The sequence below is a fragment of the Streptomyces pimonensis genome (genome assembly GCF_041380215.1).
GTDB lineage: Bacteria > Actinomycetota > Actinomycetes > Streptomycetales > Streptomycetaceae > Streptomyces > Streptomyces pimonensis.
On sequence record NZ_JAHWZY010000025.1, the window covers coordinates 19616 to 46062 of the forward strand.

Consider the following 26447-nt stretch of genomic DNA (forward strand, 5'->3'; position numbering starts at 1 on the left):
AGTGAATCGTGGGGCGGCGGCGGTGGGTTCATTCGAAGGGGTGGCGAATGGTGGCGATTGCGGTTCCGTCGCGGTGGGGCGGGTGATCATAGAGTTACTGTGTGTGTACGGCTTCTTGGGGCGCACGCACGTGTGGGTATGCCGGAGGCAACTCGGCTTTCCGTTCGAGGGGTGACAATCGTCGGACGGGCGGCCCCGACGACCGGCATTCTGATAGGGCTTGGCGCACTCGGCGACAAGTGGTCTTCAGGGATGGGGGCGTTCCAGTGAGCGGCAACGGCGGTGGCGGGACGAACGCTGCGAGTGCGGAGAAACGCCCGAACGAGCTGCTCGCGTCGTGGTTCGTCCGCAGTGGCTGGTCCAAGGGCGAACTCGCCCGCCAGGTCAACCGCAGGGCACGCCAGTTGGGCGCCCACCACATCTCCACCGACACCTCGCGCGTGCGCCGCTGGCTGGACGGCGAGAACCCGCGTGAGCCGATCCCCGGAATCCTGTCCGAGCTGTTCTCCGAACGCTTCGGCCTCGTCGTCTCCGTCGAGGACCTGGGCCTGCGCACCACTCGTCCGGCGCCCTCCGCGACCGGCGTCGACCTGCCCTGGACGGGCCCGCAGACCGTGGCCCTGCTCAGCGAGTTCTCGCGCAGCGACCTGATGCTGGCACGGCGCGGCTTCCTCGGGAGCTCACTGGCCCTCTCCGCGGGCCCGTCCCTCATCGAGCCCATGCAGCGCTGGCTCGTCCCCTCTCCGTCCACCCCGCCGGCCCGGCCCGAGGCCGAACCGGCGTTCTCCTCCGCACGCGCCCGCGGCCGGCTCTCCAGGCCGGAGCTGGACCTGCTGGAGACCACCACCGTGATGTTCCGGCAGTGGGACGCCCAGTGCGGCGGCGGCCTGCGCCGCAAGGCGGTCGTCGGACAGCTGCACGAGGTGACCGACCTGCTCCAGGAGGCCCAGCCCGAGGCCACCACCCGGCGCCTGTTCAAGGTCGCCGCCGAACTCGCCGAACTGGCCGGCTGGATGTCGTACGACGTCGGGCTCCAGCCCACCGCGCAGAAGTACTTCGTGCTCGCCCTGCACGCCGCCAAGGAGGCCGGTGACCGGCCGCTCGGTTCGTACGTGCTGTCCAGCATGAGCCGGCAGATGATCCATCTCGGCCGGCCCGAGGACGCCCTGGAGCTGATCCACCTCGCGCAGTACGGCAGCCGGGACTGCGCGAGCCCGCGCACCCAGTCCATGCTGTATGCGATGGAGGCCCGCGCCTACGCCAACATGGGCCAGCCCGGCCGGTGCAAGCGGGCGGTGCGGATGGCCGAGGACACCTTCGCCGAGGTCGACGAGTGGGACGAGCCCGACCCCGACTGGATCGGCTTCTTCTCCGAGGCCGAGCTGTACGCGGAGAACTCCCACTCCTACCGCGACCTCGCCTACGTCGCCGGCCGCAGTCCCACCTACGCCTCGCTCGCCGAGCCGCTGATGCGGCGGGCCGTGGAGCTGTTCGGCCGGGAGAGCGGCGAACACCAGCGCTCCTACGCCCTCAACCTGATCGGCATGGCCACCGTCCACCTGCTGCAGAGAGAGCCCGAGCAGAGCGCGGTCCTCGCCACCGACGCCATCAAGGCGGCCAGGAAAGTCCGTTCCGAACGCGTCAACACTCGTATCCGAAAGACGGTCGACACCGCCGTACGCGACTTCGGGGATCTCGCCGAAGTCGTCGAACTCGGCGAGCGGCTCGCGATCGAGCTGCCCGAGACCGCAGAGGCGGTCTGACACCCCCGAGACACCGCCAGGCCCCGGCCGCGGCCGGCCCTCCCGAACTGCCCGACTCGGCTCCCCCACGCCAGGTCATTCGGAGGCCGGCCGCGGCCGGTCGTGTGTCTCCCCGGTCACGGCTCACCGCCGCCCGCCGAAGGTCGCGCCACGACAACGATCGGTGCTGTTCGGTTCCGGCGGTTCACCGACCCGTAACACGCCGGGCGCCTTCGTCACGGCGGCGAAACAACGAGGGGCTTCCACCGAAACGGCGCTGCGCCAATCTCATGGCGCATAACCGGCCCACCCCGCAATCCGCTCAAGGCTTCGCCCGCACGGGGCCGTACCAACGACGAGGAGACGCCGATGGCACCAGCCATCACCCTGGCCGCAGACGCGCCCGCGCTGTCCGCCGCCAACACAGGGTTCATGCTCATCTGTTCCGCCCTGGTGATGCTCATGACCCCGGGTCTCGCCTTCTTCTACGGAGGCATGGTCCGCGTCAAGAGCACGCTGAACATGCTGATGATGAGCTTCATCAGCCTGGGGATCGTCACCGTCCTGTGGGTGCTGTACGGCTTCTCCATGGCGTTCGGCGACGACTCCGGCAGCGTCATCGGGTGGAACTCCGACTGGGTCGGCCTGAGCGACATCGGCCTGACCGAGCTCTGGGACGGCTACACCGTGCCGGTCTTCGTCTTTCTGGTCTTCCAGCTGATGTTCGCCGTCCTCACGCCCGCGCTGATCAGCGGAGCGCTCGCGGACCGCGTGAAGTTCACCGCGTGGGCGGTGTTCGTCGCCCTGTGGGCCACCGTCGTCTACTTCCCGGTCGCTCACTGGGTCTGGGGTGCCGGCGGCTGGGCCTTCGAACTGGGCGTCATCGACTTCGCCGGCGGTACGGCGGTCCACATCAACGCCGGTGCCGCCGCACTCGGTGTGATCCTGGTGATCGGCAAGCGGATCGGCTTCAAGAAGGACCCGATGCGCCCGCACAGCCTCCCGCTGGTCATGCTCGGCGCCGCTCTGCTGTGGTTCGGCTGGTTCGGCTTCAACGCCGGCTCCTGGCTCGGCAACGACGACGGCGTCGGCGCGCTGATGTTCGTCAACACCCAGGTCGCCACCGGCGCCGCAGTCCTCGGCTGGCTCGCCTACGAGAAGATCCGCCACGGCGCGTTCACCACGCTGGGCGCCGCCTCCGGCGCGGTCTCCGGTCTGGTCGCCATCACGCCGGCCGGCGGCGCGGTCTCCCCGCTCGGCGCGATCGCCGTCGGCGTCATCGCCGGTGTGCTGTGCGCCATGGCCGTCGGCCTGAAGTACAGGCTCGGCTACGACGACTCCCTCGACGTCGTCGGCGTCCACCTCGTCGGCGGCATCCTCGGCTCGCTCCTCGTCGGCTTCTTCGCCACCGGCAAGGGCCAGTCCGACGTCGCGGGCCTCTTCTACGGCGGCGGCCTGGACCAGTTCTGGAAGCAGTGCGCCGGTGTCTTCGGCGTCCTCGCCTACTCCCTGGTCGTCTCCGCGGTCCTCGCCCTCCTGCTCGACAGGACCATCGGTATGCGAGTCTCCGAGGACGACGAGGTGGCCGGCATCGACCAGGCCGAGCACGCCGAGACCGCATACGACTTCAGCGGCGCCGGTGGCGGCGCGGCCCGCACCGCAGTCACCGCCCCCGCCGCCCCGGCCGAGAGCAAGAAGGTGGACGCATGAAGCTCATCACCGCCGTCGTCAAGCCGCACCGGCTCGACGAGATCAAGGAGGCCCTGCAGGCCTTCGGAGTGCACGGCCTGACCGTCACCGAGGCCAGCGGCTACGGCCGCCAGCGCGGCCACACCGAGGTCTACCGCGGCGCCGAGTACACCGTCGACCTGGTGCCCAAGATCCGCATCGAGGTGCTGGTCGAGGACGACGACGCCGAGCAGCTGATCGACGTCGTGGTCAAGGCGGCCCGCACCGGCAAGATCGGTGACGGCAAGGTCTGGTCGACCCCGGTCGAGACGGCCGTACGGGTCCGGACCGGCGAGCGCGGCCCGGACGCGCTCTGAGACACGAGGACGGGAGTCACCGGGTGACGAGTGCGAACGTGACGGAAGAAGCAGAGGACTCGGGACCCGGCGGCTACGCGGCGGCCCGGCTGCGCCTCCTCACCGAGGAGGCACGGTCCGGGCCGCCGCGCCGTACCGCCCTGGCGGACCTCACCGACGACTGGCTCGGCGGGCTGTTCGCGGCGGGCGCGCAGGGCGCGCGGGGGGTGTCCCTGGTCGCCGTGGGCGGCTACGGGCGCGCGGAGCTGTCCCCGCGCAGCGACCTCGACCTCCTCCTGCTGCACGACGGCGGCGACCCCGAGGCGGTCGCCGCGCTGGCGGACCGCCTCTGGTACCCCGTCTGGGACCTGGGGATCGCCCTCGACCACTCCGTCCGCACCGCCGCCGAGGCCCGCAGGACCGCGGGCGAGGACCTCAAGGTGCAGCTCGGTCTGCTGGACGCCCGGCACATCGCCGGCGACCCGGCCCTGACCGCGTCACTGCGCACGACGGTGCTCGCCGACTGGCGCAACCAGGCACCGAAACGTCTCCCCGTCCTGCGGGAACTGTGCGAGGAGCGCGCCGAGCGCCAGGGCGAACTGCAGTACCTCCTGGAGCCCGATCTCAAGGAGGCCCGCGGCGGACTGCGCGACGCCACCGCCCTGCGCGCCGTCGCCGCCTCCTGGCTGGCCGACGCCCCGCGCGAGGGCCTGGCCGACGCCCGCCGCCGGCTCCTCGACGTACGGGACGCCCTGCACCTGGCGACCGGGCGTGCCACGGACCGGCTCGCGCTCCAGGAACAGGACCAGGTCGCGGCCGAACTGGGCGTGCTCGACGCGGACGCGCTGCTGCGGCAGGTCTACGAGGCCGCGCGGGTCATCGCCTACGCCGGGGACGTCACCTGGCGCGAGGTGGGACGCGTCCTGCGCTCCCGCGCGGTGCGGCCCCGACTGCGCGCCGTCTTCGGCGGCGGGAAACCGGTACCCGAGCGGTCCCCGCTGGCCGAGGGGGTCGTGGAACAGGACGGCGAGGTGGTGCTCGCCCGCGCCGCGCGCCCCGACCGCGATCCCGTGCTTCCGTTGCGCGCCGCGGCAGCCGCCGCCCAGGCCGGACTCCCGCTCTCCCTGCATGCCGTACGGCGCATGGCGGCCGTCGCCCGCCCGCTGCCCGTGCCCTGGCCCGCCGAGGCCCGCGAACAGCTCGTCACCCTGCTGGGCTCGGGGCGTCCCACCGTCGAGGTCTGGGAGGCGTTGGAGGCGGAGGGCCTGGTCAGCCTGCTGTTGCCGGACTGGGACCGGGTGCGCTGCCGCCCGCAGCGCAACGCCGTACACCTGTGGACCGTCGACCGGCACCTCATCGAGACCACCGTGCGCGCCTCCGCGTTCACCCGCCGCGTCGGCCGCCCCGACCTGCTGCTGGCCGCCGCGCTGCTGCACGACATCGGCAAGGGCTGGCCAGGCGACCACTCGGTGGCCGGTGAGGTCATCGCCAGGGACGTGGCCGCCCGCATCGGCTTCGACCAGCGCGACGTCACGGTGATCGCCACCCTCGTACGCCACCATCTGCTGCTCGTCGAGACCGCCACCCGGCGTGACCTGGAGGATCCCGCCACCGTACGCGCGGTCGCCGACGCCGTCGGAGCCCAGGGCACCCTCGAACTGCTGCACGCCCTCACCGAGGCGGACGCCCTCGCCACCGGCCCGGCCGCCTGGTCGTCCTGGCGCGCCTCGCTCGTCGCGGACCTGGTCGAGCGGGTCCGTGCCGTGCTGTCCGGAAAGGCCCCGGACGGGCCCGAGGAAGCCGTGCCCACCGCGGAACAGGAGCGCCTCGCGATCGAGGCCGTCGCCACGGGCGCGCCGGTGCTGTCCCTGCGGGCCCGGGCCGAGCCGCCCACCGAGCCCTCCGGCGACCCCGAACCTCTGGGCGTGGAACTGCGCATCGCCGTACCCGACCAGGCGGGCGTGCTGCCCGCCGTGGCCGGGGTGCTCGCCATGCACCGGCTGACCGTACGGACCGCGGAGCTGCGGGCGGTGGACCTCCCGGACGGCGTGGACGGCTCCGTGCTGCTGCTGGACTGGCGGGTGGCCGCCGAGTACGGCTCCCTGCCCCAGGCCGCCCGGCTCCGCGCGGACCTCGTCCGCGCCCTCGACGGCACCCTGGACATCGTCGGCCGGCTCGCCGAACGGGACGCCGCCTACCCGCGCCGCCGGGGCGTGGTGGCGCCCCCGCCGCGCGTGACGGTCGCTCCGGCCGCCTCCCGGCACGCCACGGTGATCGAGGTCCGGGCACAGGACGCCCCCGGGCTGCTGTTCCGCATCGGGCGGGCGCTGGAGGGCGCGGCCGTGCGGGTGCGCAGCGCGCACGCGAGCACACTGGGCGCGAACGCGGTCGACGCCTTCTACGTGACCTCTCCGGACGGCTCGCCCCTCCCCGGCGCGGAGGCGGTGTCCATGGCCCGGAAACTGGAGGAGACGCTGCGGGCGTGACCTCGTGGTCGTTCCGTGCGCCGATCGGACGCGCTCCCCGTTCACCCGGGGAACCGCCCCCGTCCACCGACTGCGGTGGGCGGGGGCGATTTGCTCGCCGGGCCGGATACCCTGGAGGGCAGCCCAGAACCGCCCCCGACCCCGAGGACCGACGCCGCCGTGTTCGATACTCTCTCCGACCGCCTCAGCGCGACCTTCAAAAACCTCCGCGGAAAAGGCCGGCTGAGCGAAGCGGACATCGACGCCACGGCGCGTGAGATCCGCATCGCTCTGCTGGAAGCGGACGTGGCCCTGCCGGTCGTCCGGACGTTCATCAAGAACGTCAAGGAGCGTGCGCTCGGCGCCGAGGTCTCCAAGGCGCTGAACCCCGCCCAGCAGGTTCTCAAGATCGTCAACGACGAGCTCGTCACGATCCTGGGCGGCGAGACCCGCCGGCTGCGCTTCGCCAAGCAGCCGCCGACCGTGATCATGCTGGCCGGTCTGCAGGGTGCCGGTAAGACCACCCTCGCGGGCAAGCTCGGCCGCTGGCTGAAGGAGCAGGGCCACTCGCCGGTGCTGGTCGCCGCCGACCTCCAGCGTCCCAACGCCGTCAACCAGCTGAGCGTCGTCGCCGAGCGCGCGGGCGTCGCCGTCTACGCGCCCGAGCCGGGCAACGGCGTGGGTGACCCGGTGAAGGTCGCCAAGGACTCCATCGAGTTCGCGAGGACCAAGGTCCACGACATCGTGATCGTGGACACCGCCGGCCGCCTGGGCATCGACCAGGAGATGATGCAGCAGGCCGCGGACATCCGCGACGCCGTCTCCCCGGACGAGATCCTGTTCGTCGTCGACGCCATGATCGGTCAGGACGCCGTCAACACCGCCGAGGCGTTCCGCGACGGCGTCGGCTTCGACGGCGTGGTGCTCTCCAAGCTCGACGGCGACGCCCGCGGTGGTGCGGCCCTGTCGATCCGGCAGGTCACCGGCAAGCCGATCATGTTCGCGTCCAACGGTGAGAAGCTCGACGACTTCGACGCCTTCCACCCGGACCGGATGGCCTCCCGCATCCTCGACATGGGTGACCTGCTCACCCTGATCGAGCAGGCGGAGAAGACGTTCAGTCAGGAAGAGGCCGAGAAGATGGCCTCCAAACTGGCGTCGAAGAAGGGCCAGGACTTCACCCTGGACGACTTCCTGGCCCAGATGGAGCAGGTCCGGAAGATGGGCAGCATCTCCAAGCTGCTCGGCATGCTCCCCGGCATGGGACAGATCAAGGACCAGATCAACAACCTCGACGAGCGGGACGTCGACCGCACCGCCGCGATCATCAAGTCGATGACCCCGGGCGAACGCCAGGACCCGACGATCATCAACGGCTCGCGCCGTGCCCGTATCGCCAAGGGTTCCGGTGTCGAGGTCAGCGCGGTGAAGAACCTGGTCGAGCGGTTCTTCGAGGCCCGCAAGATGATGTCCCGGATGGCTCAGGGCGGCGGCATGCCGGGGATGCCCGGGATGCCGGGCATGGGTGGCGGTCCGGGCCGGCAGAAGAAGAAGCAGAAGCAGGCCAAGGGCAAGCAGCGCTCCGGCAACCCGATGAAGCGCAAGCAGCAGGAGCAGGAGGAGGCCGCGCGCCGCGCCGCCGCCGCGGAGGGCGGCAACGCCTTCGGGCTGCCGCAGCAGGGCGGCAAGGACTTCGAACTGCCCGACGAGTTCAAGAAGTTCATGGGCTGAGAACCCGCCGTACGGCACCGGGGCGCCCCCTCGTCGGAGGGGGCGCCCCGGCGTCGTGTCCGCCGTGCCCCGTGTCCCCGTGTCTCAGGGAACGCGGGCGACGAGGTACCGGAACACGTTCGGCATCCACACGGTCCCGTCCTGCCGCCGGTACGGATGCAGGGCCTCCGCCAGCTCCTTGTCGACCTGTGCCTGGTCGGTGGCCGTGACCGCCGGGTCGAACAGTCCGGTCGACTTCAGGCCCCGTACCGCGCTGTCCGCGTCGGCGTATCCGAACGGGCAGGCCACTCGTCCGGAGCCGTCCGGCCACAGCCCCGCCCGCGCGGCGACCCGTTCCAGGTCGTCGCGGTCCGTGGGGCGCCAGGCGCCCGTGCCGCCGCGCAGCGGTTCCGCCGGCCCGGCGGCCACCCGGAGCACGGACGCCGTGGCGCACCGCTCCGGCGGTCCCCAGCCGGTCAGCACCACGGCCGCTCCGCGCCCGGCGAGCGGCACCGCCTCGGCGAGCAGGTCGCCCAGCCGTTCCGTGTCGCCCGCGAGGCAGCCGATCGGCTCGAAGGCGGTCACCACGGTGTACGCGGGCGCGTCCGCGCGGGCGGCCTCTCCGGGGGAACCCCGCACGATCCGGGTGTCGTCACGCACGTGTGCGTCCCGCTCGTCGGGCAGCAACCGCTCCCGAGCGAGGGCCAGCCGGTCGGCACAGGTGTCGACGCCGGTGACCGCCGCACCGCGCGAGGCCGCCATCAGCAGGGCCAGTCCCGAGCCGCAGCCGAGGCCGAGCAGTCGTGTCGTGGGGCTCACGTCCAGTCGCTCGTAGACGGCCTCGTAGAGCGGTACGAGCATCCGCTCCTGGATCTCGGACCAGTCACGTGCGCGTGCACGCAGGTCCGCACGGGGAAGGGCCCCCGTGCGAGGCGGGTGCTGTCGCACGAGCGTAGATGTCATAGGTAAGCGCCCCAATCAGCCGAGAGTTGCCGTAGTGCCCGATTCCCTGGCCCCCCGTGCAGTGCGCCCCGCACATCCCCCGTATGCCAGGAAACTCCGCCCTCGTCGTGGCGTCCAGTGGAATGCGGCGGCGGCTTGGTGGTCGCCTGTGCCCGTGGCAAGAATTCACATTCCGGTAATCCCGGCCCGCCCGATCCGTCACGACGGAGGCACCCGTACGCCGGTTCCGGCCAAGGTCGACGAAACAGGGAGCGGCTTGTAGCGGGGCGGTGCGCGTCCGCGGGGGGCGGACCCGGTAACCTCGCGCCCGTGGCGTGCCCGCGGAGGCCGGAGGCCGTGTGCCCGCGAGAGCGACCGAAACGCCTCTTGCGCATCCGTGAGCCTCACACACCGGCGCGCGGAGACCGCTTGCACGCGGGGGCGTACGTCAGCCTACGCACCACCTTGAGATGAGCTGCGAGGCTTTTCCGCAGATCAGCGCACCCGTACTCGTCAGGACGCATCAGCGGCAACTGACTGGTACGTGCAAATTATTTGGGATGCCCCGGAATCGGAACACGGAGGCACCCAGGCTCGTTGTCGTTACGTGAGCACGACACAGACACCACCTGTTCTCGCCGCAGAGCTGGCGCAGGCGTGGGCCGACATTCAGCGGTACCACCCCGAGCTGCCGGATCTTGCCGCGCCCGAGTCCCTGATCGGGGAGTCGTCGTCCGCGTGCGGTCACGAACTCTCCTTCGAACGACTGCTGCACGAGGCAGTCCACGGCGTCGCCGCCGCGCGCGGCGTACGCGACACATCCCGCGCCGGCCGCTACCACAACCGCAGATTCCTCGCGATCGCCGAGGAGATGGGCCTGAACCACCCCGAGGAACCGCACCCCAGCAGCGGCTTCTCACTGGTCACGCTCACCCCCGAGGCGAAGCGCCGCTACCGCCCGACGACGGAGCGCCTCCAGCGCGCCCTGAAGGCGCACTCCGCGGCGACCGCGGGTGACACCGCCCGCAGCTTCCGCGGCCCGGCCGCACGGCACGGCTCCTCCGGGGGTGGTGTCCGCGTCAAGGCAGTCTGCGACTGCGGACGCAACGTCCGCGTCGTCCCCTCGGTCCTCGCCCAGGCCCCCATCGTCTGCGGAGGCTGCGGCAAACCCTTCCAGATCCCGGAAGTGGTGGCGGCCGCAAGCTGACAGCCCCGGCATCTCGTGGATGCCGGGTCCGCCCCGCCACCCCGCCGTCACTACGGGCAGTCGTGCCTCCCCCCCCCCCAGAGCCCGAACGGGCCCGGGAGGTGCCCTCGGCCGGGCGGCGCGGGTGCGCCGCCCGGCGTCTCGCCAGCACCGGGCGGCGCACCCGCCGTGCGGTCACCGGGACGCCGGGCACCTCTTCAGGGCGCCCACCTCCCCGTACCCCCTCGGTGAAGCGCGTCCCGCAGGCTGTGGCACAATGGCTAGCTGTACTCGACAGTCGCACAGGACCCCTCTCTCCTCCGGCTGACGCGTCCATCGGGCACTCGGGTACCGCAACCCCACGCGGCACATCTCGCCGTGCCCAACCACGTCAATTTCAGGAGAACCCACTCCCGTGGCAGTCAAGATCAAGCTGAAGCGTCTGGGCAAGATCCGTTCGCCTCACTACCGCATCGTCGTCGCCGACTCCCGTACCCGCCGTGACGGCCGGGCCATCGAGGAGATCGGCAAGTACCACCCGACGTACAACCCGTCGGTGATGGAGGTCGACGCCGAGCGCGTGGCGTACTGGCTCGGCGTCGGCGCCCAGCCGACCGAGCCCGTGCTCGCCATCCTGAAGAAGACCGGCGACTGGCAGAAGTTCAAGGGCGAGCCCGCCCCGGCTCCGCTGCTCCAGCCCGCCGAGAAGTCGGCCCGCCCGTCCTTCGAGGCGCTCGGCGGCGACGACGAGGGCAAGGGTGAGGCGATCACCCAGAAGAAGAAGGCTGAGAAGAAGGACGAGGCCGCCGCCGAGTCCACGTCGACCGAGGCCTGAGCATGCTCGAGGAGGCTCTCGAGCACCTCGTGAAGGGCATCGTCGACAGCCCTGACGATGTGCAGGTCGCCTCGCGCAACCTGCGTCGCGGGCGTGTGCTCGAGGTCCGGGTCCACCCGGAGGACCTCGGCAAGGTGATCGGCCGCAACGGCCGCACCGCGCGCGCCCTGCGCACCGTCGTGGGCGCCATCGGCGGTCGCGGTGTCCGCGTCGACCTCGTCGATGTGGACCACGTCCGCTGACGCCGAACGCAGCACCGGCTCGGGCCGGGGAAGGCCGCTGGGCCGTCCCCGGCCCGCAGTCGTACGAGCCGTGAGTGGGCTCGTCGCAGTTCGACAGGAGATCAAGCACAGTGCAGCTGGTAGTCGCTCGCATCGGCCGTGCCCATGGCATCAAGGGCGAGGTCACCGTGGAGGTCCGCACCGACGAACCGGAGCTGAGGCTCGGGCCCGGCGCCGTCCTGGCCACCGACCCCGCCTCCGTCGGGCCGCTCACCATCGAGACCGGCCGTGTCCACAGCGGCCGCCTCCTGCTGCGCTTCGAGGGCGTCCACGACCGCAACGGCGCCGAGGCCCTGCGCAACACCCTCCTCATCGCCGACGTCGACCCGGACGAACGGCCCGAGGACGAGGACGAGTACTACGACCACCAGCTGATCGACCTCGACGTCGTCACGGAGGACGGCGAGCAGGTCGGCCGGATCACCGAGATCTCGCACCTGCCCTCCCAGGACCTCTTCGTGGTCGAGCGCCCCGACGGCAGCGAGGTGTACGTGCCGTTCGTCGAGGAGATCGTCACCGGGATCGACCTGGAGGAGCAGCGCGCGGTCATCGACCCGCCGCCCGGCCTGATCGACGACCGTGCCGAGATCGCCTCCGCGCGGGACGCCGCCGGGAAGGAGGCGTGATGCGGCTCGACGTCGTCACGATCTTCCCCGAGTACCTGGAACCGCTGAACGTCTCCCTCGTCGGCAAGGCACGCGCGCGCGGCCGACTGAACGTGCATGTGCACGACCTGCGTGACTGGGCGTACGACCGGCACAACACCGTGGACGACACCCCGTACGGCGGCGGCCCCGGCATGGTCATGAAGACCGAGCCGTGGGGAGACGCGCTCGACTCGGTCCTGGCGGACGGTTACGAGGCCGGCTCCCGCGAGCCTGCCCTGATCGTCCCCACCCCCAGCGGCCGGCCCTTCACCCAGGAACTGGCCGTCCGGCTTTCCGAGCGCCCCTGGCTGATCTTCACCCCGGCCCGCTACGAGGGCATCGACCGCCGTGTCGTCGACGAGTACGCCACCCGGATGCCCGTGTACGAGGTGTCCATCGGTGACTACGTCCTGGCCGGCGGCGAGGCGGCGGTCCTCGTCGTCACGGAGGCCGTCGCCCGGCTGCTCCCCGGAGTCCTCGGCAACGCAGAGTCGCACCGCGACGACTCCTTCGCGCCCGGGGCCATGGCGAGCCTCCTGGAGGGCCCCGTCCACACCAAGCCGCCGCAGTGGCGCGGGCGCGGCATCCCGGAGGTGCTGCTCAGCGGCCATCACGGGAAGATCGCCCGCTGGCGGCGCGACGAGGCGCTGCGCCGGACCACCGCCCACCGGCCCGACCTCATCGAGCGCTGCGCCCCCGCGGCCTTCGACAGGAAGGACCGCGAGATGCTGTCCATCCTGGGCTGGGAACCGGACCCCGCCGGAGAGCCGTACGGCCGATTTTGGCGCAGGACCGGCGGCATGGAAGAATAGGCCGCTGCTGTGCGTGGTCCGGCGCGCGCCCCTGCCGCAGGGGGACACGACGCCCGCCCTGAACCGCACGGCATCGGTCCCAGCCTCCAGTTGCCGTTGATGACCTGCGGCATCAGCGAAGAAAGCAGACGAAATGTCTCACCTGCTCGAGTCCGTCGACTCCGCGTCGCTGCGCAGCGACGTCCCCGCCTTCCGCCCCGGCGACACCGTGAACGTCCACGTGCGCGTCATCGAGGGCAACCGCTCCCGTGTGCAGCAGTTCAAGGGCGTGGTCATCCGCCGCCAGGGCGCCGGCGTGCGCGAGACCTTCACGGTCCGCAAGGTCTCCTTCTCCGTCGGCGTCGAGCGCACCTTCCCGGTGCACACCCCGATCGTGGAGAAGATCGAGCTCGTCACCAGGGGCGACGTCCGCCGCGCCAAGCTGTACTACCTGCGCGAGCTGCGCGGCAAGGCGGCGAAGATCAAGGAGAAGCGCGAGAACTGAGCGCTTCACCGGCATCATGTCGCGGCCGGATAGCATCTGGCCCCGATGGACGCCGAAGCACAGCCGACGGAGCGCGACCGCTCCCTCCCCCCGGCCGGACCCGAGGACACCTCGGGGACGGCGGGGCCGGAGGGGCGGTCGCGCTCCGCGTTGGTGCCGCGTCCCACGCACCGGCTGCCCGGCGGACGGATTACCCTGACCCTGCTGCTCTGCCTGGTGTTCCTGCTGGCGGTGAACACGTTCGCGGCGCAGCCGTTCCAGATCCCCAGCGGATCGATGGAACAGGGACTGAGGGTCGGGGACCGCGTGCTCGTGAACAAGTTGGCGTACCGCTTCGGCGCCGGGCCGCAACGCGGTGACGTGGTGGTGTTCGACGGCACCGGGTATTTCGGTGCCGCCGACTACGTCAAACGGGTCGTCGGGGTGGGCGGGGACCACGTGGTCTGCTGTGACGGGGAGGGGAGGATCCGGGTGAACGGCAGGTCGGTCGACGAGTCGGGCTTCCTGCACCCCGGCGACAGCCCCTCCACGGTGGCCTTCGACGTCGTCGTGCCCGACGGGCGCCTGTTCGTCCTCGGGGACCACCGCAGCCGCTCCAGCGACTCCCGCGACCACCTCGGCTCGCCCGGCGGCGGCATGGTCCCGGTCGACAGCCTGATCGGCCGCGCCGAGGGGATCGTCTGGCCCTTAGGCCACGCCACCCGGCTGCACCGGCCCGACGCCTATGCGCGCGTGCCCGCCCCGGCGACGAACGCGGCGGAGGGCGCCCATGGGTAACCGCGGCAAACCGCGCGGTGTCCCGGGCAGCGCCGCGGAGAACCCGCTGCCCACCGGCTCCCGCCGTGCGGCCGGCCCGGCCCCCGGACGCAGCCGGGCGGAGCGGCGCAAACTCCAGCGCAAGGTCAAGCGGCGCCGCCGGCGCAGCGCCGTCAAGGAGATCCCCCTGCTCGTGGGGGTCGCCGTCGTGATCGCGCTGGTGCTGAAGACCTTCCTCGTCCAGGCCTTCGTCATCCCGTCCGGCTCCATGGAGCAGACGATCCAGATCGGTGACCGGGTGCTGGTCGACAAGCTCACCCCGTGGTTCGGCTCCAGGCCGCAGCGCGGGGACGTGGTCGTGTTCAAGGACCCCGGCGGCTGGCTCCAGAACGAGCAGGCCACGCCGAAGAAGGACGACCCCGTCGGGATCAAGCAGATCAAGGAGGGGCTCACCTTCATCGGACTGCTGCCGTCCGAGAACGAGAAGGACCTCATCAAGCGGGTCGTCGGCGTCGGCGGCGACCGCGTCCAGTGCTGCGACAAGCAGGGCCGGGTCACCGTCAACGGCGTTCCCCTGAACGAGGACTACCTGTATCCCGGCAACGCCCCGTCCACGACGCCGTTCGACGTCACCGTCCCCGAGGGGCGACTGTGGGTGATGGGCGACCACCGGGCGAACTCCGCCGACTCCCGCTCGCACCAGGACACCGACCACGGCGGCACCGTCTCCGAGGACGAGGTGGTGGGCCGGGCCGTGGTCATCGCCTGGCCGTTCGGCCGGTGGAGCACGCTGGAGGAGCCGGCGACCTACGCGTCCGTGTCGGACTCGGCGTCCGGGTCGGCCGCTGCCGCCCCGCTGTCGCATAGGGTTGCCCCGGACGGTCCCGATGGAATGGTCCAGCTCCCGAGCCCTGCGGAACTCCCGCTCGTTATGGGAGTGGTGGGTCTGCGCCGGGCATGGCGCGGGCGGCGGCAGAGAGTGAGGAGTTGGCGTGGGGGATGCGGCGGTTGGCGCACGGTCCGGGCGCGAGGGCGAGGAGCACCGCGGGCGCCCCGTGGAAGCGGCCGGTTCGGCGGCTGACGACTTCGTGACCTCGGGAAACAGCTCCCCGGCGGGTGACGGTGACGGGCCTGGGGACAAGCAGCCCCCCACGGCGCAAGGCGGTTCGGGCGACGGCGCCCCCCAGGCGAAGCAGCCCCGCTCCTTCTGGAAGGAGCTGCCGATCCTGGTCGGCATCGCGCTGGTGCTGGCGCTGCTGATCAAGACGTTCCTGGTGCAGGCGTTCTCCATCCCCTCCGACTCGATGCAGAACACCCTCCAGCAGGGCGACCGGGTGCTCGTGGACAAGCTCACCCCCTGGTTCGGTTCCGAGCCCGATCGCGGTGAGGTCGTCGTCTTCCACGACCCCGACAACTGGCTGGCGGGCGAGCCGGCCCCCGACCCGAATCCCCTGCAGAAGGTCCTCAGCTGGATCGGCCTGATGCCGTCCGCGGAGGAGAAGGACCTGATCAAGCGGGTCGTCGGGGTCGGCGGTGACACGATCGAGTGCAAGGGCACCGGCCCGCTGAAGGTCAACGGCATGGCGTTGAACGAGCCGTACGTGTATCCCGGTAACACCCCGTGCAGCCAGGACGACCAGGGCGGCCAGTTCAAGGTGAAGGTCCCCGAGGGCCACATCTGGGTCATGGGCGACCACCGCCAGAACTCCCGGGACTCGCGGTACAACCAGGCCGACGGGAACGACGGTTTCGTCCCCGTGGACAAGGTGGTCGGCCGCGCCGTCGTCATCGCCTGGCCGGTCGACCGCTGGACCAACCTGCCCGTCCCGGACACCTTCGACCGGCCCTGGTCGGCCGCCGGCTCGTCGTCCGCCGCGGTCCTGGCAGCCGCGCCCCAGGGACTCGCGCTCGCGGGCGCGGTGCCGCTGGTGCTCTGGCGGCGTCGGCGGTACGGCGCCGGAGAGGGCCGCCGGGAGGGCTGACCCGGTCCGGTACCGCCGGGTAGGGTGCCGCCCATGAGCGGTCAGAGCACGACGCGTACGGTCCCCGGCGACGGCGGTCCGGGCGCCGCCCGGGCGGGTGGCCGGACCGGGCAGCGGCTGTCCGGGCTGGCCGTGGCTCTGGGTACGGTGCTGTTCCTCGGCGGATTCCTCTGGGGAGCGGTGCTGTACCGTCCGTACACCGTGCCCACCCCCTCGATGGAGCCGACGATCGGCGCCGGTGACCGGGTGCTGGCCGAACGCATCGGCGGGGGCGACGTCCGCCGTGGTGACGTGGTCGTCTTCACGGACGCGACGTGGTCGGACCTCCCCATGGTGAAGCGGGTGGTCGCCGTCGGCGGTGACACGGTCTCCTGCTGCCAGGACGGCAAACTGGAGGTCAACGGCGAGGAGATCGACGAACCGTATCTCGCCGAGGGCGCGGCGGCCGGGTCCGGGGCCATCCCCGAGGTGACCGTGCCGAAGGGGCGTCTGTTCCTGCTCGGTGACGAGCGCTCCGGGTCGCTGGACTCCACGGCCCATCTGACGGACGCCGCCGGCGGCACCGTCTCCCGCGGTGCGGTCCGGGCCAGAATCGACGCCGTGGTCTGGCCGATGAACGGCATGCTCGAGGCGCCCACCGGCTTCGGACAGCTCGGTGCGCCCTCCTCGCCGGGCCCGCTCAGGACCGTCGTCGCGCTGGTGACCGCAGGTGCCGCGCTCATTCTCGGCGGAGCCGCGTACGGGCCCTTCGCCAAGCGGACGGGCGCGTCTCGGGGCCGGACCGACGCGGGGAGCGCCGATGCCCGCTGAGCCCCTCCCGGCGGTCGGGGGATCCGGTACGGACGGACCGCGCAGGGTCGCCCGGGTGGTCCTGCTCGACCCGCGGGACCGCATCTTGCTGCTGCACGGCCACGAACCGGACGACCCGGCCGACGACTGGTGGTTCACGCCCGGCGGCGGCGTGGAGGGCGACGAGACCCGTGAACAGGCCGCCCTGCGGGAACTCGTCGAGGAGACCGGCATCACCGAGGTCGAACTCGGGCCCGTGCTGTGGCGGCGGAGGTGCTCCTTCCCGTTCGCCGGCCGCCGCTGGGACCAGGACGAGTGGTACTACCTCGCCCGCACCACCCAGACCGCGACCGCGGCCACGGCGCTGACCGAGCTGGAGCGGCGCAGTGTCGCCGGAGCGCGCTGGTGGACGTGTCCGGAACTCGCTCGGGCGCATGAGACGGTGTATCCGACCAGACTCGCCGAGCTGTTGCGCACACTGCTCGACGAAGGCCCCCCGGCCGGGCCCGTGACCCTGGACACCGAAATCGTCCGGTGACTCCCGGGACTGGCGCACAATGGTGGGATCGCACGGCTGAAGGGGAACATGCCATGAGCGCCGAGGACCTCGAGAAGTACGAGACCGAGATGGAGCTGAAGCTCTACCGGGAGTACCGCGATGTCGTCGGTCTGTTCAAGTACGTGATCGAGACCGAGCGACGTTTCTATCTCACCAACGACTACGAGATGCAGGTGCACTCGGTCCAGGGTGAGGTTTTCTTCGAGGTGTCGATGGCGGACGCCTGGGTCTGGGACATGTACCGACCGGCCCGGTTCGTGAAGCAGGTGCGGGTGCTGACATTCAAGGACGTGAACATCGAGGAGCTCAACAAGAGCGATCTGGAGCTGCCGAGCGGGTGACCGGCCCACTCGTGCGGGTGACGGAGTCGTCCACAACCGCCGAGTTCTGCACCAAGATCCACTCCGTCGGGCGGAACGCGTGACCGTTGGTGCCGGAGGTGGTGCCGACATGAACGCACACCGCGCACGCAACGCGCTCGGCAGGTACGGCGAGGCACTGGCCGCACGGCGGCTGGCCCAGGCCGGGATGACGGTCCTGCAGCGCAACTGGCGCTGCGGCAGGACCGGCGAGATCGACATCGTGGCCCGGGACGGGGACGCCCTGGTCGTCTGCGAGGTGAAGACCCGCAGGGCAGGATCCTTCCAGCATCCCATGGAGGCGGTCACGCCGGCCAAGGCCGACCGCCTGCGGGGCCTCGCCGAACGCTGGCTCCAGGAACACGGGGGAGCGCCGCCCGGTGGGGTGCGCATCGACCTGGTCGGGGTGCTCCTGCCGGCCCGTGGCGCGCCCGTGGTCGAGCACGTCCGGGGGGTGGCCTGACATGGGGTTCGCGCGTACGTGCTCAGTGACGCTGGTGGGCGTCGAGGGTGTGGTCGTGGAGGTCCAGGCCGACCTGGAGCCAGGGGTCGCGGCCTTCGCCCTGGTGGGGCTGCCGGACAAGAGCCTGACGGAGAGCAGGGACCGGGTCAGGGCGGCCGTGGTCAATTCCGGCGGCGAGTGGCCGCAGAAGAAACTCACCGTGGGGCTCAGCCCGGCGTCCGTCCCGAAGGCCGGCAGCGGGTTCGACCTGGCGGTCGCCTGCGCGGTGCTCGGCGCCGCCGAACGGATCGATCCGCGGGTGCTCGGCGACATCGTCATGATCGGCGAGCTGGGACTGGACGGCCGGGTGCGGCCGGTGCGCGGCATCCTGCCGGCCGTACTGGCCGCGGCCGACGCGGGATACGAGCAGGTGGTGGTGCCCGAGTGCGCCGCCGCCGAGGCCTCGCTGGTGCCGGGCGTGTCCGTCCTGGGCATCCGCAGCCTGCGGCAGCTGATCGCGGTGCTCACCGACGAGCCCGTACCGGAGGAGGACGCCGAGGAGCAGACGCGGCCCGAGCCGCTGCTGGCGGGGCTGCGCGCCCCGGGCACCGGAGCGGACACCGGAATGCACGACGTCGGCGCGGCACCGCACGACCAGGGCCACGATCTCGCGGATGTCGTGGGCCAGCTCTCGGCGCGGACGGCCGTGGAGGTGGCCGCGGCGGGTGGGCACCACCTCTTCCTGGAAGGACCGCCGGGCGCCGGCAAGACCATGCTGGCGGAGCGGTTGCCGTCGGTCCTGCCGTCGCTGGACCGGCAGGCCTCGCTCGAGGTGACGGCCGTGCACTCGGTGGCGGGACTCCTGCCCCCGGACAAACCCCTGATCGACACGGCCCCCTACTGCGCCCCGCACCACTCGGCCACCATGCAGGCACTCGTCGGCGGCGGCCCCGGCACGGCCCGGCCGGGAGCGGTGTCGCTCTCCCATCGCGGCGTGCTCTTCCTGGACGAGACCCCGGAGTTCAGCAGCCGGGCCCTGGACGCCCTGCGGCAGCCGCTGGAGTCCGGGCACGTGGTCATCGCGCGCAGCGCGGGTGTCGTGCGCTTTCCCGCCCGCTTCCTGATGGTGCTCGCCGCCAACCCGTGCCCCTGCGGGCGGTTCTCACGGACGAACGACCAGTGCGAGTGCCCGCCCTCGGCGATCCGCCGCTACCAGGCCCGGCTGTCCGGGCCGCTGCTCGACCGGGTCGACCTGCGGGTCGAGGTCGACCGTGTCACGCGTGACGAACTGACGGCGGGCGGCGCCCGGGGCGAGAGCACCGCCACGGTCGCCGACCGGGTGCGCCGGGCCCGGGACCGTGCCGCGGCGCGGCTCGCCGGCACCCCGTGGCGCGCCAACAGCGAAGTGCCCGGACGGGAGCTGCGCAGCCGCTGGCACGCCGCCCCCGGCGCCATGGACGACGCCGAGCGGAGTCTGGAACGGGGCATGCTCACCGCCCGGGGGCTCGACCGGGTCCTGCGGGTCGCCTGGACCGTCGCCGACCTGGTCGGCCACGACCGGCCCGACGCCGCGGACGTCGCCCTCGCCCTGCAACTGCGCACCGGCGTTCCGCGCGGCGTGCCCATGGCCATCGGGGCGGGGGCGTGAGCGCCGTGGAGGGGCCCGGCGGCGAACTGCTCGGGCGGGTCCTTCTCACCCGGGTCATCGAACCCGGTGACGAGACCGGCGGGCGCTGGGTGCGGGAGCTCGGTGTGGACGCCGTGGCGCGACGGCTGCGGGAAGGGGGGGACCCGCTGCCGGGAGCGAGCGGCAAGCGGTGGGCCGGACTGCTGGCCCGGGCGGAGCGGGCCGAACCACGCCGTGACCTCGCCGCCGCGCGGGACGCCGGAGTGCGTTTCGTGGGCCCCGGAACCCCGCAGTGGCCCGGGCAGCTCGACGACCTGGGCGATGCCAGGCCGCTCGGGCTGTGGGTGCGCGGAGGAGCGGACCTGCGGATGTGGGCGCTGCGCTCGGTCGCCGTCGTCGGCGCCCGCGCCTGCACCGAGTACGGCGCGCACATGGCCGCCACCCTCTCCGCGGGCCTCGCCGAACGCGGCTGGATCGTGGTCTCCGGCGGTGCCTACGGGGTCGACGGAGCCGCCCACCGCGGCGCCCTCGGCGCGGGCGGCGCCACCATCGCCGTACTCGCCTGCGGAGTCGACCGGCCCTACCCGCGCGGTCACACCGGGCTGATCGACAGGATCGCGGAACAGGGGCTCGTCATCGGCGAGTTGCCGCCCGGCGACCATCCGACACCGAGCAGGTTCGTCCTCCGCAACCGGGTGATCGCCGCCCTCACCCGAGGCACCGTCGTCGTCGAGGCCGCCCACCGCAGCGGCTCCCTGGCGACCGCCCGGGCGGCCCGGCGGCTGGGACGCCACACGATGGGAGTACCGGGACCGGCCACCAGCGGGCTCTCCGCCGGGGTGCACGAACTGCTGCGACAGGACGCGGTGCTGGTCACCGATGCCGACGAGATCGTCGAACTCGTCGGCGACATGGGCGAACTCGCGCCGGAACGCCGGGGGCCGGTGCTGCCCCGGGACCTGCTCGACCCGGCCGGACAGCAGGTCCTCGCCGCGCTGCCGGGGTGCGGAACGGCCAGGCCGGAGGAGGTCGCACTCGCCGCGCAGACCACCCCGGACGACGCGGTCGCAAAACTGTACGAACTGCGAGCGCTCGGTCATGTCGAGCGACACGGCGACGGCTGGAAGTTGACGCGCCAGGCGGTGACCCCGGTCCGGGACGGCCCCGGACTCCGCTGACAGAGCGTGTTCGGCCGTTCGGGGAAGCCCCGGCATTCCTTGGAACCTCACCCGGTCGGGTTACCTCGATGATCACTCATAGTGACGGGTATGCCCTGGCGGGGCGGCATCCGGAACGAATCTGCGCACGGCCCCGCCTCACCCCTTCGCACACCGCGACGCCACAGTCACGCTACGCTCACGAGGGCCCCGACACGGACAGGCAAGGACGGGCAAGGACAGGCACTCAGACATCGGACGGACAGCGCACCCAGGCAGCACCAGTCCACGGCAGAACGGCACAAGGCGACGAATGCCCCAGCACACCTCCGGGTCCGACCGGGCGGCGATCCCCCCAGCCGCCCGCGACGGTGGCAGCGCGCGGCCGCCCGCTCCCTCGACACTCGACGAGCTGTGGCGGTCGTACAAGGCGACGGGGGACGAACGGCTGCGGGAGCAGTTGATCCTGCACTACTCGCCCTTGGTGAAATACGTGGCCGGCCGGGTCAGCGTGGGGCTGCCGCCCAACGTCGACCAGGCGGACTTCGTCTCCTCCGGGGTGTTCGGGCTGATCGACGCGATCGAGAAGTTCGACGTCGACCGCGAGATCAAGTTCGAGACCTACGCGATCACCCGCATCCGGGGCGCCATGATCGACGAGCTGCGGGCGCTGGACTGGATCCCGCGTTCGGTACGGCAGAAGGCGCGCAACGTGGAGCGGGCCTACGCCACACTGGAGGCACGGCTGCGGCGTACCCCCTCCGAGAGCGAGGTTGCCGGCGAGATGGGCATCGCCGTGGACGAGCTGCACGCGGTTTTCAGTCAGTTGTCGCTCGCGAACGTCGTCGCCCTGGAGGAGCTGCTGCACGCCGGGGGAGAGGGCGGCGACCGGCTGAGCCTGATGGACACCCTGGAGGACACCGCCGCCGACAATCCGGTGGAGGTGGCCGAGGACCGGGAGCTGCGGAGGTTCCTGGCGCGGGCCATCAACACACTGCCGGAGCGGGAGAAGACGGTGGTCACCCTGTACTACTACGAAGGGCTCACCCTCGCCGAGATCGGCAACGTGCTGGGCGTGACCGAGAGCCGGGTCAGCCAGATCCACACCAAGTCCGTGCTCCAGCTGCGCGCGAAGCTGGCGGGTTTCGGCCGTTGAGCCCTGCCGTCGGAGAGCCGGCCGATCCCCTGGCCGCCGCGGGCGGGGCGTCCGTAAAGTGGATGACGTGCCAAGGATTCGAGCGGCCTCCGTGGCCGAGCACCGGTCGATGCAGCGAGCCGCCCTGCTGGACGCGGCACGCTCCCTGCTGTCCGAGGGCGGTACGGAGGCGCTGACCTTCCCGGCCCTCGCCGAGCGCACCGGCCTCGCGCGTTCGTCCGTGTACGAGTACTTCCGCTCGCGGGCCGCCGTGGTCGAGGAGCTGTGCGAGGTCGACTTCCCGGTCTGGACGGCGGAGGTCGAGGCGGCGATGGCGGCCGCCGGCGGCGCCGGTGCCAAGATCGAGGCGTACGTCCGCAAGCAGCTGGAACTGGTCGGTGACCGGCGGCACCGCGCCGTGGTCGCGATCTCCGCGAGCGAGCTCGACGCCGGCGCCCGGGAGAAGATCCGCGCGGCCCACGGCGGACTCGTCGCGATGGTCGTCGAGGCCCTGGCCGACCTGGGCCACGCCGAACCCCGCCTCGCGGCGATGCTCCTCCAGGGCGTGGTCGACGCGGCCGTACGCCGCATCGAGCTGGGCGCGGCGGAGCACCCGGACGCGATCACGGAAGCGGCGGTGGCGATGGCCCTGCGCGGTGTACGGGGCTGACGGGCGTGTTCCCGGGAGCTCACTCCGGCACCGGCACCCCCAGCACCGGCAGCAGTCTCGACGGCCCCCGGTGCAGGAGCCACGGGGGCAGCAGGGTGAGCGGATCCAGGTAGACGTCCCCCCTCAGCAGGCCCCAGTGGACGCACGGGGCCGTGCAGTGGGAGCCCGTGGGGGCCACCGTGCCGACCACCTCGCCCGCCGCCACCTCGTCGTCCTCGGTCACCGACGCGCGGACCGGTTCGTAGGTGGTGCGCAGCGGAGGGTCGCCCGTGCCGGTGAGCTCCACCGAGACGACCTCCTTCCCGGCCACCCGGCCCGCGAAGGAGACCCGGCCCGCCGCCACCGCCCGTACCGGCGTCCCCGGCGGAGCCGCCAGGTCCACGCCCCGGTGCCCGCGTCCGTACACCGTCGCCGGCGGCTCCCAGCCGCGCAGCACCCGCGGCCGCACCCCCACCGGCCACGCCCGTCCGACGGCCGGCGTCCCGGCCTCCTCGCCCGTCGGCGCCCCCGCCTCCGTCCCCGCCGCCGACAGGCCCGACGGAGGCGGGGCCGACAGCGCCGCCAGGGTCAGGACCGCCAGAAGAACCAGCCGCGCACACGCTCCCGTGAATGCCCTCTTTCGCATGTCGCGGAGACTCCCGGACATCCGTGATCTCCGCCCGGACCTGTGGACCACCGGCCGTTTGTGGACAGCGGCGTCACCCGGCGCCCCGCGGGTCCCGTACACTTCTGGTGGCGATCCGGGTCACCGGGTCGACTTCGCACGCCCCGACATCAGGGCCGGTCAACCGCAGCCCTGATGTCAGCGCCCCTCGGTCCTTCGTGGCAACGGCGCGTCGCGGGCGTCAGGCGCGGGAGCCGTCCGGCATCCGCGGCACAACCGAGAAATTCGAGGAGATACGGCCATGGCCGTCGTCACGATGCGGGAGCTGCTGGAGAGCGGCGTCCACTTCGGTCACCAGACCCGTCGTTGGAACCCGAAGATGAAGCGCTTCATCTTCACGGAGCGCAACGGCATCTACATCATCGACCTGCTCCAGTCGCTGTCGTACATCGACCGCGCCTACGAGTTCGTCAAGGAGACCGTCGCCCACGGCGGCACGGTCATGTTCGTCGGTACGAAGAAGCAGGCGCAGGAGGCCATCGCCGAGCAGGCGTCCCGCGTCGGCATGCCCTACGTCAACCAGCGCTGGCTGGGCGGCATGCTCACCAACTTCTCGACCGTCTACAAGCGCCTGCAGCGCCTCAAGGAGCTCGAGCAGATCGACTTCGAGGACGTGGCCGCCTCCGGCCTCACCAAGAAGGAGCTGCTGGTCCTCTCCCGCGAGAAGGCCAAGCTGGAGAAGACCCTCGGCGGTATCCGCGAGATGCAGAAGGTGCCCAGCGCCGTCTGGATCGTGGACACCAAGAAGGAGCACATCGCGGTCGGCGAGGCCCGGAAGCTCAACATCCCGGTCGTCGCCATCCTCGACACCAACTGCGACCCCGACGAGGTCGACTACAAGATCCCGGGCAACGACGACGCGATCCGCTCAGTCACCCTGCTCACCCGCGTGATCGCCGACGCCGTCGCCGAGGGCCTGATGTCCCGTTCCGGTGTCGCCGAGGCCGGCAAGGGCGAGAAGGCCGCCGGCGAGCCGCTGGCCGAGTGGGAGCGCGACCTGCTCGCGGGCGAGAAGAAGGCCGACGAGGACAAGGCCGAGGAGGCCGCTCCGGCTGCCGCCGAGCAGCCGGCCGAGGCCCCCGCCGCCGAGGCCCCCGCCGCCGAGGCCGCTCCGGCCGCCGAGGCCCCCGCCGCTCCGGCCGCCGAGGCCGAGCAGGCCTGACCGTCCCGTCAGAGCTGATGACGGCGGGAGCGGTGACGTCACCTCCGCTCCCGCCGTCCACCTGTAGGTCGGCGGCGTGTCGGACACCTGCCGTCGATCAGGTCCCCTGACCCCGCAGATCTCCGAACCTCCAGACTTCGAGAAAGACTCACAGACTCATGGCGAACTACACCGCCGCCGACGTCAAGAAGCTCCGGGAGCTCACCGGCGCCGGCATGATGGACTGCAAGAAGGCGCTGGACGAGGCCGAGGGCAACGTCGAGAAGGCCGTCGAGGCGCTCCGTATCAAGGGCCAGAAGGGCGTCGCCAAGCGCGAGGGCCGCTCCGCCGAGAACGGCGCCGTGGTCTCGATCATCGCCGACGACAACTCCTCCGGCGTCCTCGTCGAGCTGAAGTGCGAGACGGACTTCGTCGCCAAGGGCGACAAGTTCCAGGCCGTGGCCACCACCATCGCCGAGCACGTCGTCAAGACCTCCCCGGCCGACCTCGAGGCCCTGCTCGCCTCCGAGATCGAGGCCGGCAAGACCGTTCAGGCGTTTGTGGACGAGGCCAACGCCACGCTGGGCGAGAAGATCGTCCTGGACCGCTTTGCCCAGTTCACCGACGGCTACGTGACGGCGTACATGCACCGCACGATGCCCGACCTGCCGCCGCAGATCGGTGTCCTCGTCGAGCTGGACAAGCCGAACGCCGAGGTCGCCAAGGGCGTCGCCCAGCACATCGCCGCCTTCGCGCCGAAGTACCTCTCCAAGGAGGACGTGCCGGCCGAGGTCGTCGAGTCCGAGCGCCGCGTCGCCGAGGAGACCACCCGCGCCGAGGGCAAGCCCGAGGCCGCCCTGCCGAAGATCGTCGAGGGTCGCCTCAACGGCTTCTTCAAGGACGCCACGCTGCTCGGCCAGCCCTACGCGCTGGACAACAAGAAGTCCGTCCAGAAGGTCCTGGACGAGGCCGGTGTCACCCTGAAGCGCTTCACGCGCATCAAGGTCGGCATCTGAGTCCGTACCGCGACGGGCGCGCGACCCCGATAGGGTCGACAGCAGTCGTTCGGACACGCGTCCACGCACGCGCGCGTGCCGGGAGACAGCAGATCTGACGAGGAGGCCATTGCCGCATGGGATGCGAACCACGCCCCACCGGCAATGGCCTCCTTCGTATGTGCAACACGTGAAAGAGGCGGGATCCCCGATGACCACCAAGGCTGAGAAGAGCGACGACGGCAAAGTACGCGGCCGGTTCCTGCTGAAGCTATCCGGAGAGGCCTTCTCCGGTGGCGGGGGCCTGGGCGTCGACCCCGACGTGGTGCACGCCATCGCGCGTGAGATCGCGGCCGTCGTCCGGGACGGCGCGCAGATCGCGATCGTCATCGGCGGCGGCAACTTCTTCCGCGGCGCCGAGCTCCAGGTGCGCGGCATGGACCGTGCCCGCTCCGACTACATGGGCATGCTCGGCACCGTGATGAACTGTCTCGCCCTCCAGGACTTCCTGGAGAAGGAGGGCGTCGACTGCCGCGTGCAGACCGCCATCACCATGGGGCAGGTCGCCGAGCCCTACATCCCGCTGCGTGCCGTGCGGCACCTGGAGAAGGGCCGTGTGGTCATCTTCGGCGCCGGTATGGGCATGCCGTACTTCTCCACCGACACCACCGCCGCCCAGCGCGCCCTGGAGATCGACGCCGAGGCGCTGCTCATGGGCAAGAACGGTGTGGACGGCGTCTACGACTCCGACCCGAAGACCAACCCGGACGCCGTGAAGTTCGACGCGCTCGGCTACGGCGAGGTCATCACCCGGGACCTGAAGGTCGCCGACGCCACGGCCGTCACGCTCTGCCGCGACAACAGCCTTCCGATCGTCGTCTTCGAGCTTCTGAAGGAGGGCAATATCGCCCGCGCCGTCAAGGGTGAGAAGATCGGCACGCTGGTGGGCGACCAAGCCGGCCGCAACTGACCGGGGGGTGGACAATGTCCTGCCGGTCGGAAACCGTGCAGGAAGAAGACGCGACGCAGCCGGCCGCCGCCCC

General features: G+C 71.7%; 27 protein-coding genes. 25 read left to right on the top strand and 2 right to left on the bottom strand.

All coding sequences use genetic code 11. From position 1 onward, the window contains the following. The first annotated feature begins 266 nt into the window (after positions 1–266). The 5 genes from nsdA to ffh all read left to right on the top strand — a co-directional run bounded on the left by nsdA (position 267) and on the right by ffh (position 7962). Positions 267–1763 carry a transcriptional repressor NsdA gene (gene nsdA / locus KYY02_RS22895; protein WP_371240770.1) on the top strand — a complete coding sequence of 499 codons (1497 nt, stop codon included), beginning with the start codon at positions 267–269 and terminating at the stop codon, positions 1761–1763. A gap of 348 nt (positions 1764–2111) precedes the next feature. After that, positions 2112–3452 carry an ammonium transporter gene (locus KYY02_RS22900; protein WP_371240772.1) on the top strand — a complete coding sequence of 447 codons (1341 nt, stop codon included), beginning with the start codon at positions 2112–2114 and terminating at the stop codon, positions 3450–3452. Further along, a complete protein-coding gene (locus KYY02_RS22905) occupies positions 3449–3787 on the top strand; it encodes a P-II family nitrogen regulator (RefSeq protein WP_184827493.1) in 339 nt (112 codons plus the stop codon). The genes KYY02_RS22900 and KYY02_RS22905 overlap by 4 nt, the downstream gene beginning before the upstream one ends. Positions 3788–3810: 23 nt before the next feature. After that, a complete protein-coding gene (locus tag KYY02_RS22910) occupies positions 3811–6252 on the top strand; it encodes a [protein-PII] uridylyltransferase (protein ID WP_503167871.1) in 2442 nt (813 codons plus the stop codon). Between the two features lie 159 nt (positions 6253–6411). Next, entirely contained in the window at positions 6412–7962 is a 1551-nt protein-coding gene (gene ffh / locus KYY02_RS22915; protein ID WP_371240778.1) for a signal recognition particle protein, read from the top strand. 84 nt (positions 7963–8046) lie between these two features. On the opposite strand, the gene KYY02_RS22920 is transcribed toward ffh, so the two are convergent. Beyond that, the gene (locus KYY02_RS22920; protein WP_371240780.1) at positions 8047–8904 is read right to left on the bottom strand and encodes a methyltransferase domain-containing protein; all 858 of its coding nucleotides are present in this window, start codon (positions 8902–8904) and stop codon (positions 8047–8049) included. 586 nt (positions 8905–9490) lie between these two features. Here KYY02_RS22920 and KYY02_RS22925 point away from each other — a divergent pair. The 17 genes from KYY02_RS22925 (at position 9491) to KYY02_RS23005 (ending at position 22604) form a co-directional block, all read left to right on the top strand. Then, positions 9491–10090 (top strand): hypothetical protein, encoded by a 600-nt coding sequence (locus KYY02_RS22925; RefSeq protein WP_371240783.1) that lies wholly within the window; start codon positions 9491–9493, stop codon positions 10088–10090. Positions 10091–10484: 394 nt separating this feature from the next. Next, positions 10485–10904, top strand: a complete 420-nt coding sequence (rpsP, locus tag KYY02_RS22930; RefSeq protein WP_371240785.1) for a 30S ribosomal protein S16 — start codon at positions 10485–10487, stop codon at positions 10902–10904. 2 nt (positions 10905–10906) lie between these two features. Further along, positions 10907–11146 (top strand): RNA-binding protein, encoded by a 240-nt coding sequence (locus KYY02_RS22935; protein ID WP_371240787.1) that lies wholly within the window; start codon positions 10907–10909, stop codon positions 11144–11146. Positions 11147–11256: 110 nt separating this feature from the next. After that, positions 11257–11811: a ribosome maturation factor RimM gene (rimM, locus tag KYY02_RS22940; RefSeq protein ID WP_371240788.1), complete on the top strand. Its 555-nt coding sequence runs from the start codon at positions 11257–11259 to the stop codon at positions 11809–11811. Continuing rightward, positions 11811–12644 (top strand): tRNA (guanosine(37)-N1)-methyltransferase TrmD, encoded by an 834-nt coding sequence (trmD, locus tag KYY02_RS22945; RefSeq protein WP_371240789.1) that lies wholly within the window; start codon positions 11811–11813, stop codon positions 12642–12644. The genes rimM and trmD overlap by 1 nt, the downstream gene beginning before the upstream one ends. Positions 12645–12777: 133 nt before the next feature. After that, positions 12778–13128: a 50S ribosomal protein L19 gene (gene rplS, locus KYY02_RS22950; protein ID WP_371240792.1), complete on the top strand. Its 351-nt coding sequence runs from the start codon at positions 12778–12780 to the stop codon at positions 13126–13128. A 45-nt stretch (positions 13129–13173) separates the two neighbouring features. Then, positions 13174–13905: a signal peptidase I gene (gene lepB, locus KYY02_RS22955; protein WP_371240794.1), complete on the top strand. Its 732-nt coding sequence runs from the start codon at positions 13174–13176 to the stop codon at positions 13903–13905. Continuing rightward, positions 13898–14965 carry a signal peptidase I gene (lepB, locus tag KYY02_RS22960; RefSeq protein WP_371240796.1) on the top strand — a complete coding sequence of 356 codons (1068 nt, stop codon included), beginning with the start codon at positions 13898–13900 and terminating at the stop codon, positions 14963–14965. The genes lepB (KYY02_RS22955) and lepB (KYY02_RS22960) overlap by 8 nt, the downstream gene beginning before the upstream one ends. After that, positions 14877–15866 carry a signal peptidase I gene (gene lepB, locus KYY02_RS22965; protein ID WP_371240798.1) on the top strand — a complete coding sequence of 330 codons (990 nt, stop codon included), beginning with the start codon at positions 14877–14879 and terminating at the stop codon, positions 15864–15866. The genes lepB (KYY02_RS22960) and lepB (KYY02_RS22965) overlap by 89 nt, the downstream gene beginning before the upstream one ends. 33 nt (positions 15867–15899) lie before the next feature. Continuing rightward, positions 15900–16676 (top strand): signal peptidase I, encoded by a 777-nt coding sequence (lepB, locus tag KYY02_RS22970; protein ID WP_371240801.1) that lies wholly within the window; start codon positions 15900–15902, stop codon positions 16674–16676. Next, entirely contained in the window at positions 16666–17193 is a 528-nt protein-coding gene (locus tag KYY02_RS22975; protein WP_371240803.1) for an NUDIX hydrolase, read from the top strand. Before lepB (KYY02_RS22970) ends, KYY02_RS22975 begins: the two co-directional genes overlap by 11 nt. A gap of 53 nt (positions 17194–17246) precedes the next feature. Further along, entirely contained in the window at positions 17247–17555 is a 309-nt protein-coding gene (locus KYY02_RS22980; RefSeq protein ID WP_003993268.1) for a DUF2469 domain-containing protein, read from the top strand. Positions 17556–17634: 79 nt separating this feature from the next. Continuing rightward, entirely contained in the window at positions 17635–18036 is a 402-nt protein-coding gene (locus tag KYY02_RS22985; RefSeq protein WP_371240805.1) for a YraN family protein, read from the top strand. Position 18037: 1 nt separating this feature from the next. Further along, positions 18038–19663: a YifB family Mg chelatase-like AAA ATPase gene (locus KYY02_RS22990; RefSeq protein ID WP_371240807.1), complete on the top strand. Its 1626-nt coding sequence runs from the start codon at positions 18038–18040 to the stop codon at positions 19661–19663. After that, entirely contained in the window at positions 19660–20820 is a 1161-nt protein-coding gene (gene dprA / locus KYY02_RS22995) for a DNA-processing protein DprA (protein WP_371240809.1), read from the top strand. Before KYY02_RS22990 ends, dprA begins: the two co-directional genes overlap by 4 nt. Before the next feature lie 292 nt (positions 20821–21112). Further along, positions 21113–21955, top strand: a complete 843-nt coding sequence (gene whiG / locus KYY02_RS23000) for an RNA polymerase sigma factor WhiG (protein ID WP_371240811.1) — start codon at positions 21113–21115, stop codon at positions 21953–21955. A 91-nt stretch (positions 21956–22046) separates the two neighbouring features. Beyond that, on the top strand, positions 22047–22604 hold the full coding sequence (locus KYY02_RS23005) for a TetR/AcrR family transcriptional regulator (protein WP_371240914.1): 558 nt from the start codon (positions 22047–22049) through the stop codon (positions 22602–22604). A 19-nt stretch (positions 22605–22623) separates the two neighbouring features. Here KYY02_RS23005 and KYY02_RS23010 read toward each other — a convergent pair whose 3' ends face one another. Further along, positions 22624–23229: a M23 family metallopeptidase gene (locus tag KYY02_RS23010; protein WP_371240813.1), complete on the bottom strand. Its 606-nt coding sequence runs from the start codon at positions 23227–23229 to the stop codon at positions 22624–22626. A gap of 280 nt (positions 23230–23509) precedes the next feature. Here KYY02_RS23010 and rpsB point away from each other — a divergent pair, with 280 nt between their 5' ends. The 3 genes from rpsB to pyrH all read left to right on the top strand — a co-directional run bounded on the left by rpsB (position 23510) and on the right by pyrH (position 26374). Then, positions 23510–24430 carry a 30S ribosomal protein S2 gene (gene rpsB / locus KYY02_RS23015; RefSeq protein ID WP_371240815.1) on the top strand — a complete coding sequence of 307 codons (921 nt, stop codon included), beginning with the start codon at positions 23510–23512 and terminating at the stop codon, positions 24428–24430. A 158-nt stretch (positions 24431–24588) separates the two neighbouring features. Continuing rightward, a complete protein-coding gene (gene tsf / locus KYY02_RS23020) occupies positions 24589–25425 on the top strand; it encodes a translation elongation factor Ts (RefSeq protein WP_371240817.1) in 837 nt (278 codons plus the stop codon). A gap of 190 nt (positions 25426–25615) precedes the next feature. Then, positions 25616–26374, top strand: coding sequence for a UMP kinase (gene pyrH, locus KYY02_RS23025; RefSeq protein WP_030824848.1), 759 nt, complete (start codon positions 25616–25618; stop codon positions 26372–26374). Positions 26375–26447: the final 73 nt, after the last annotated feature.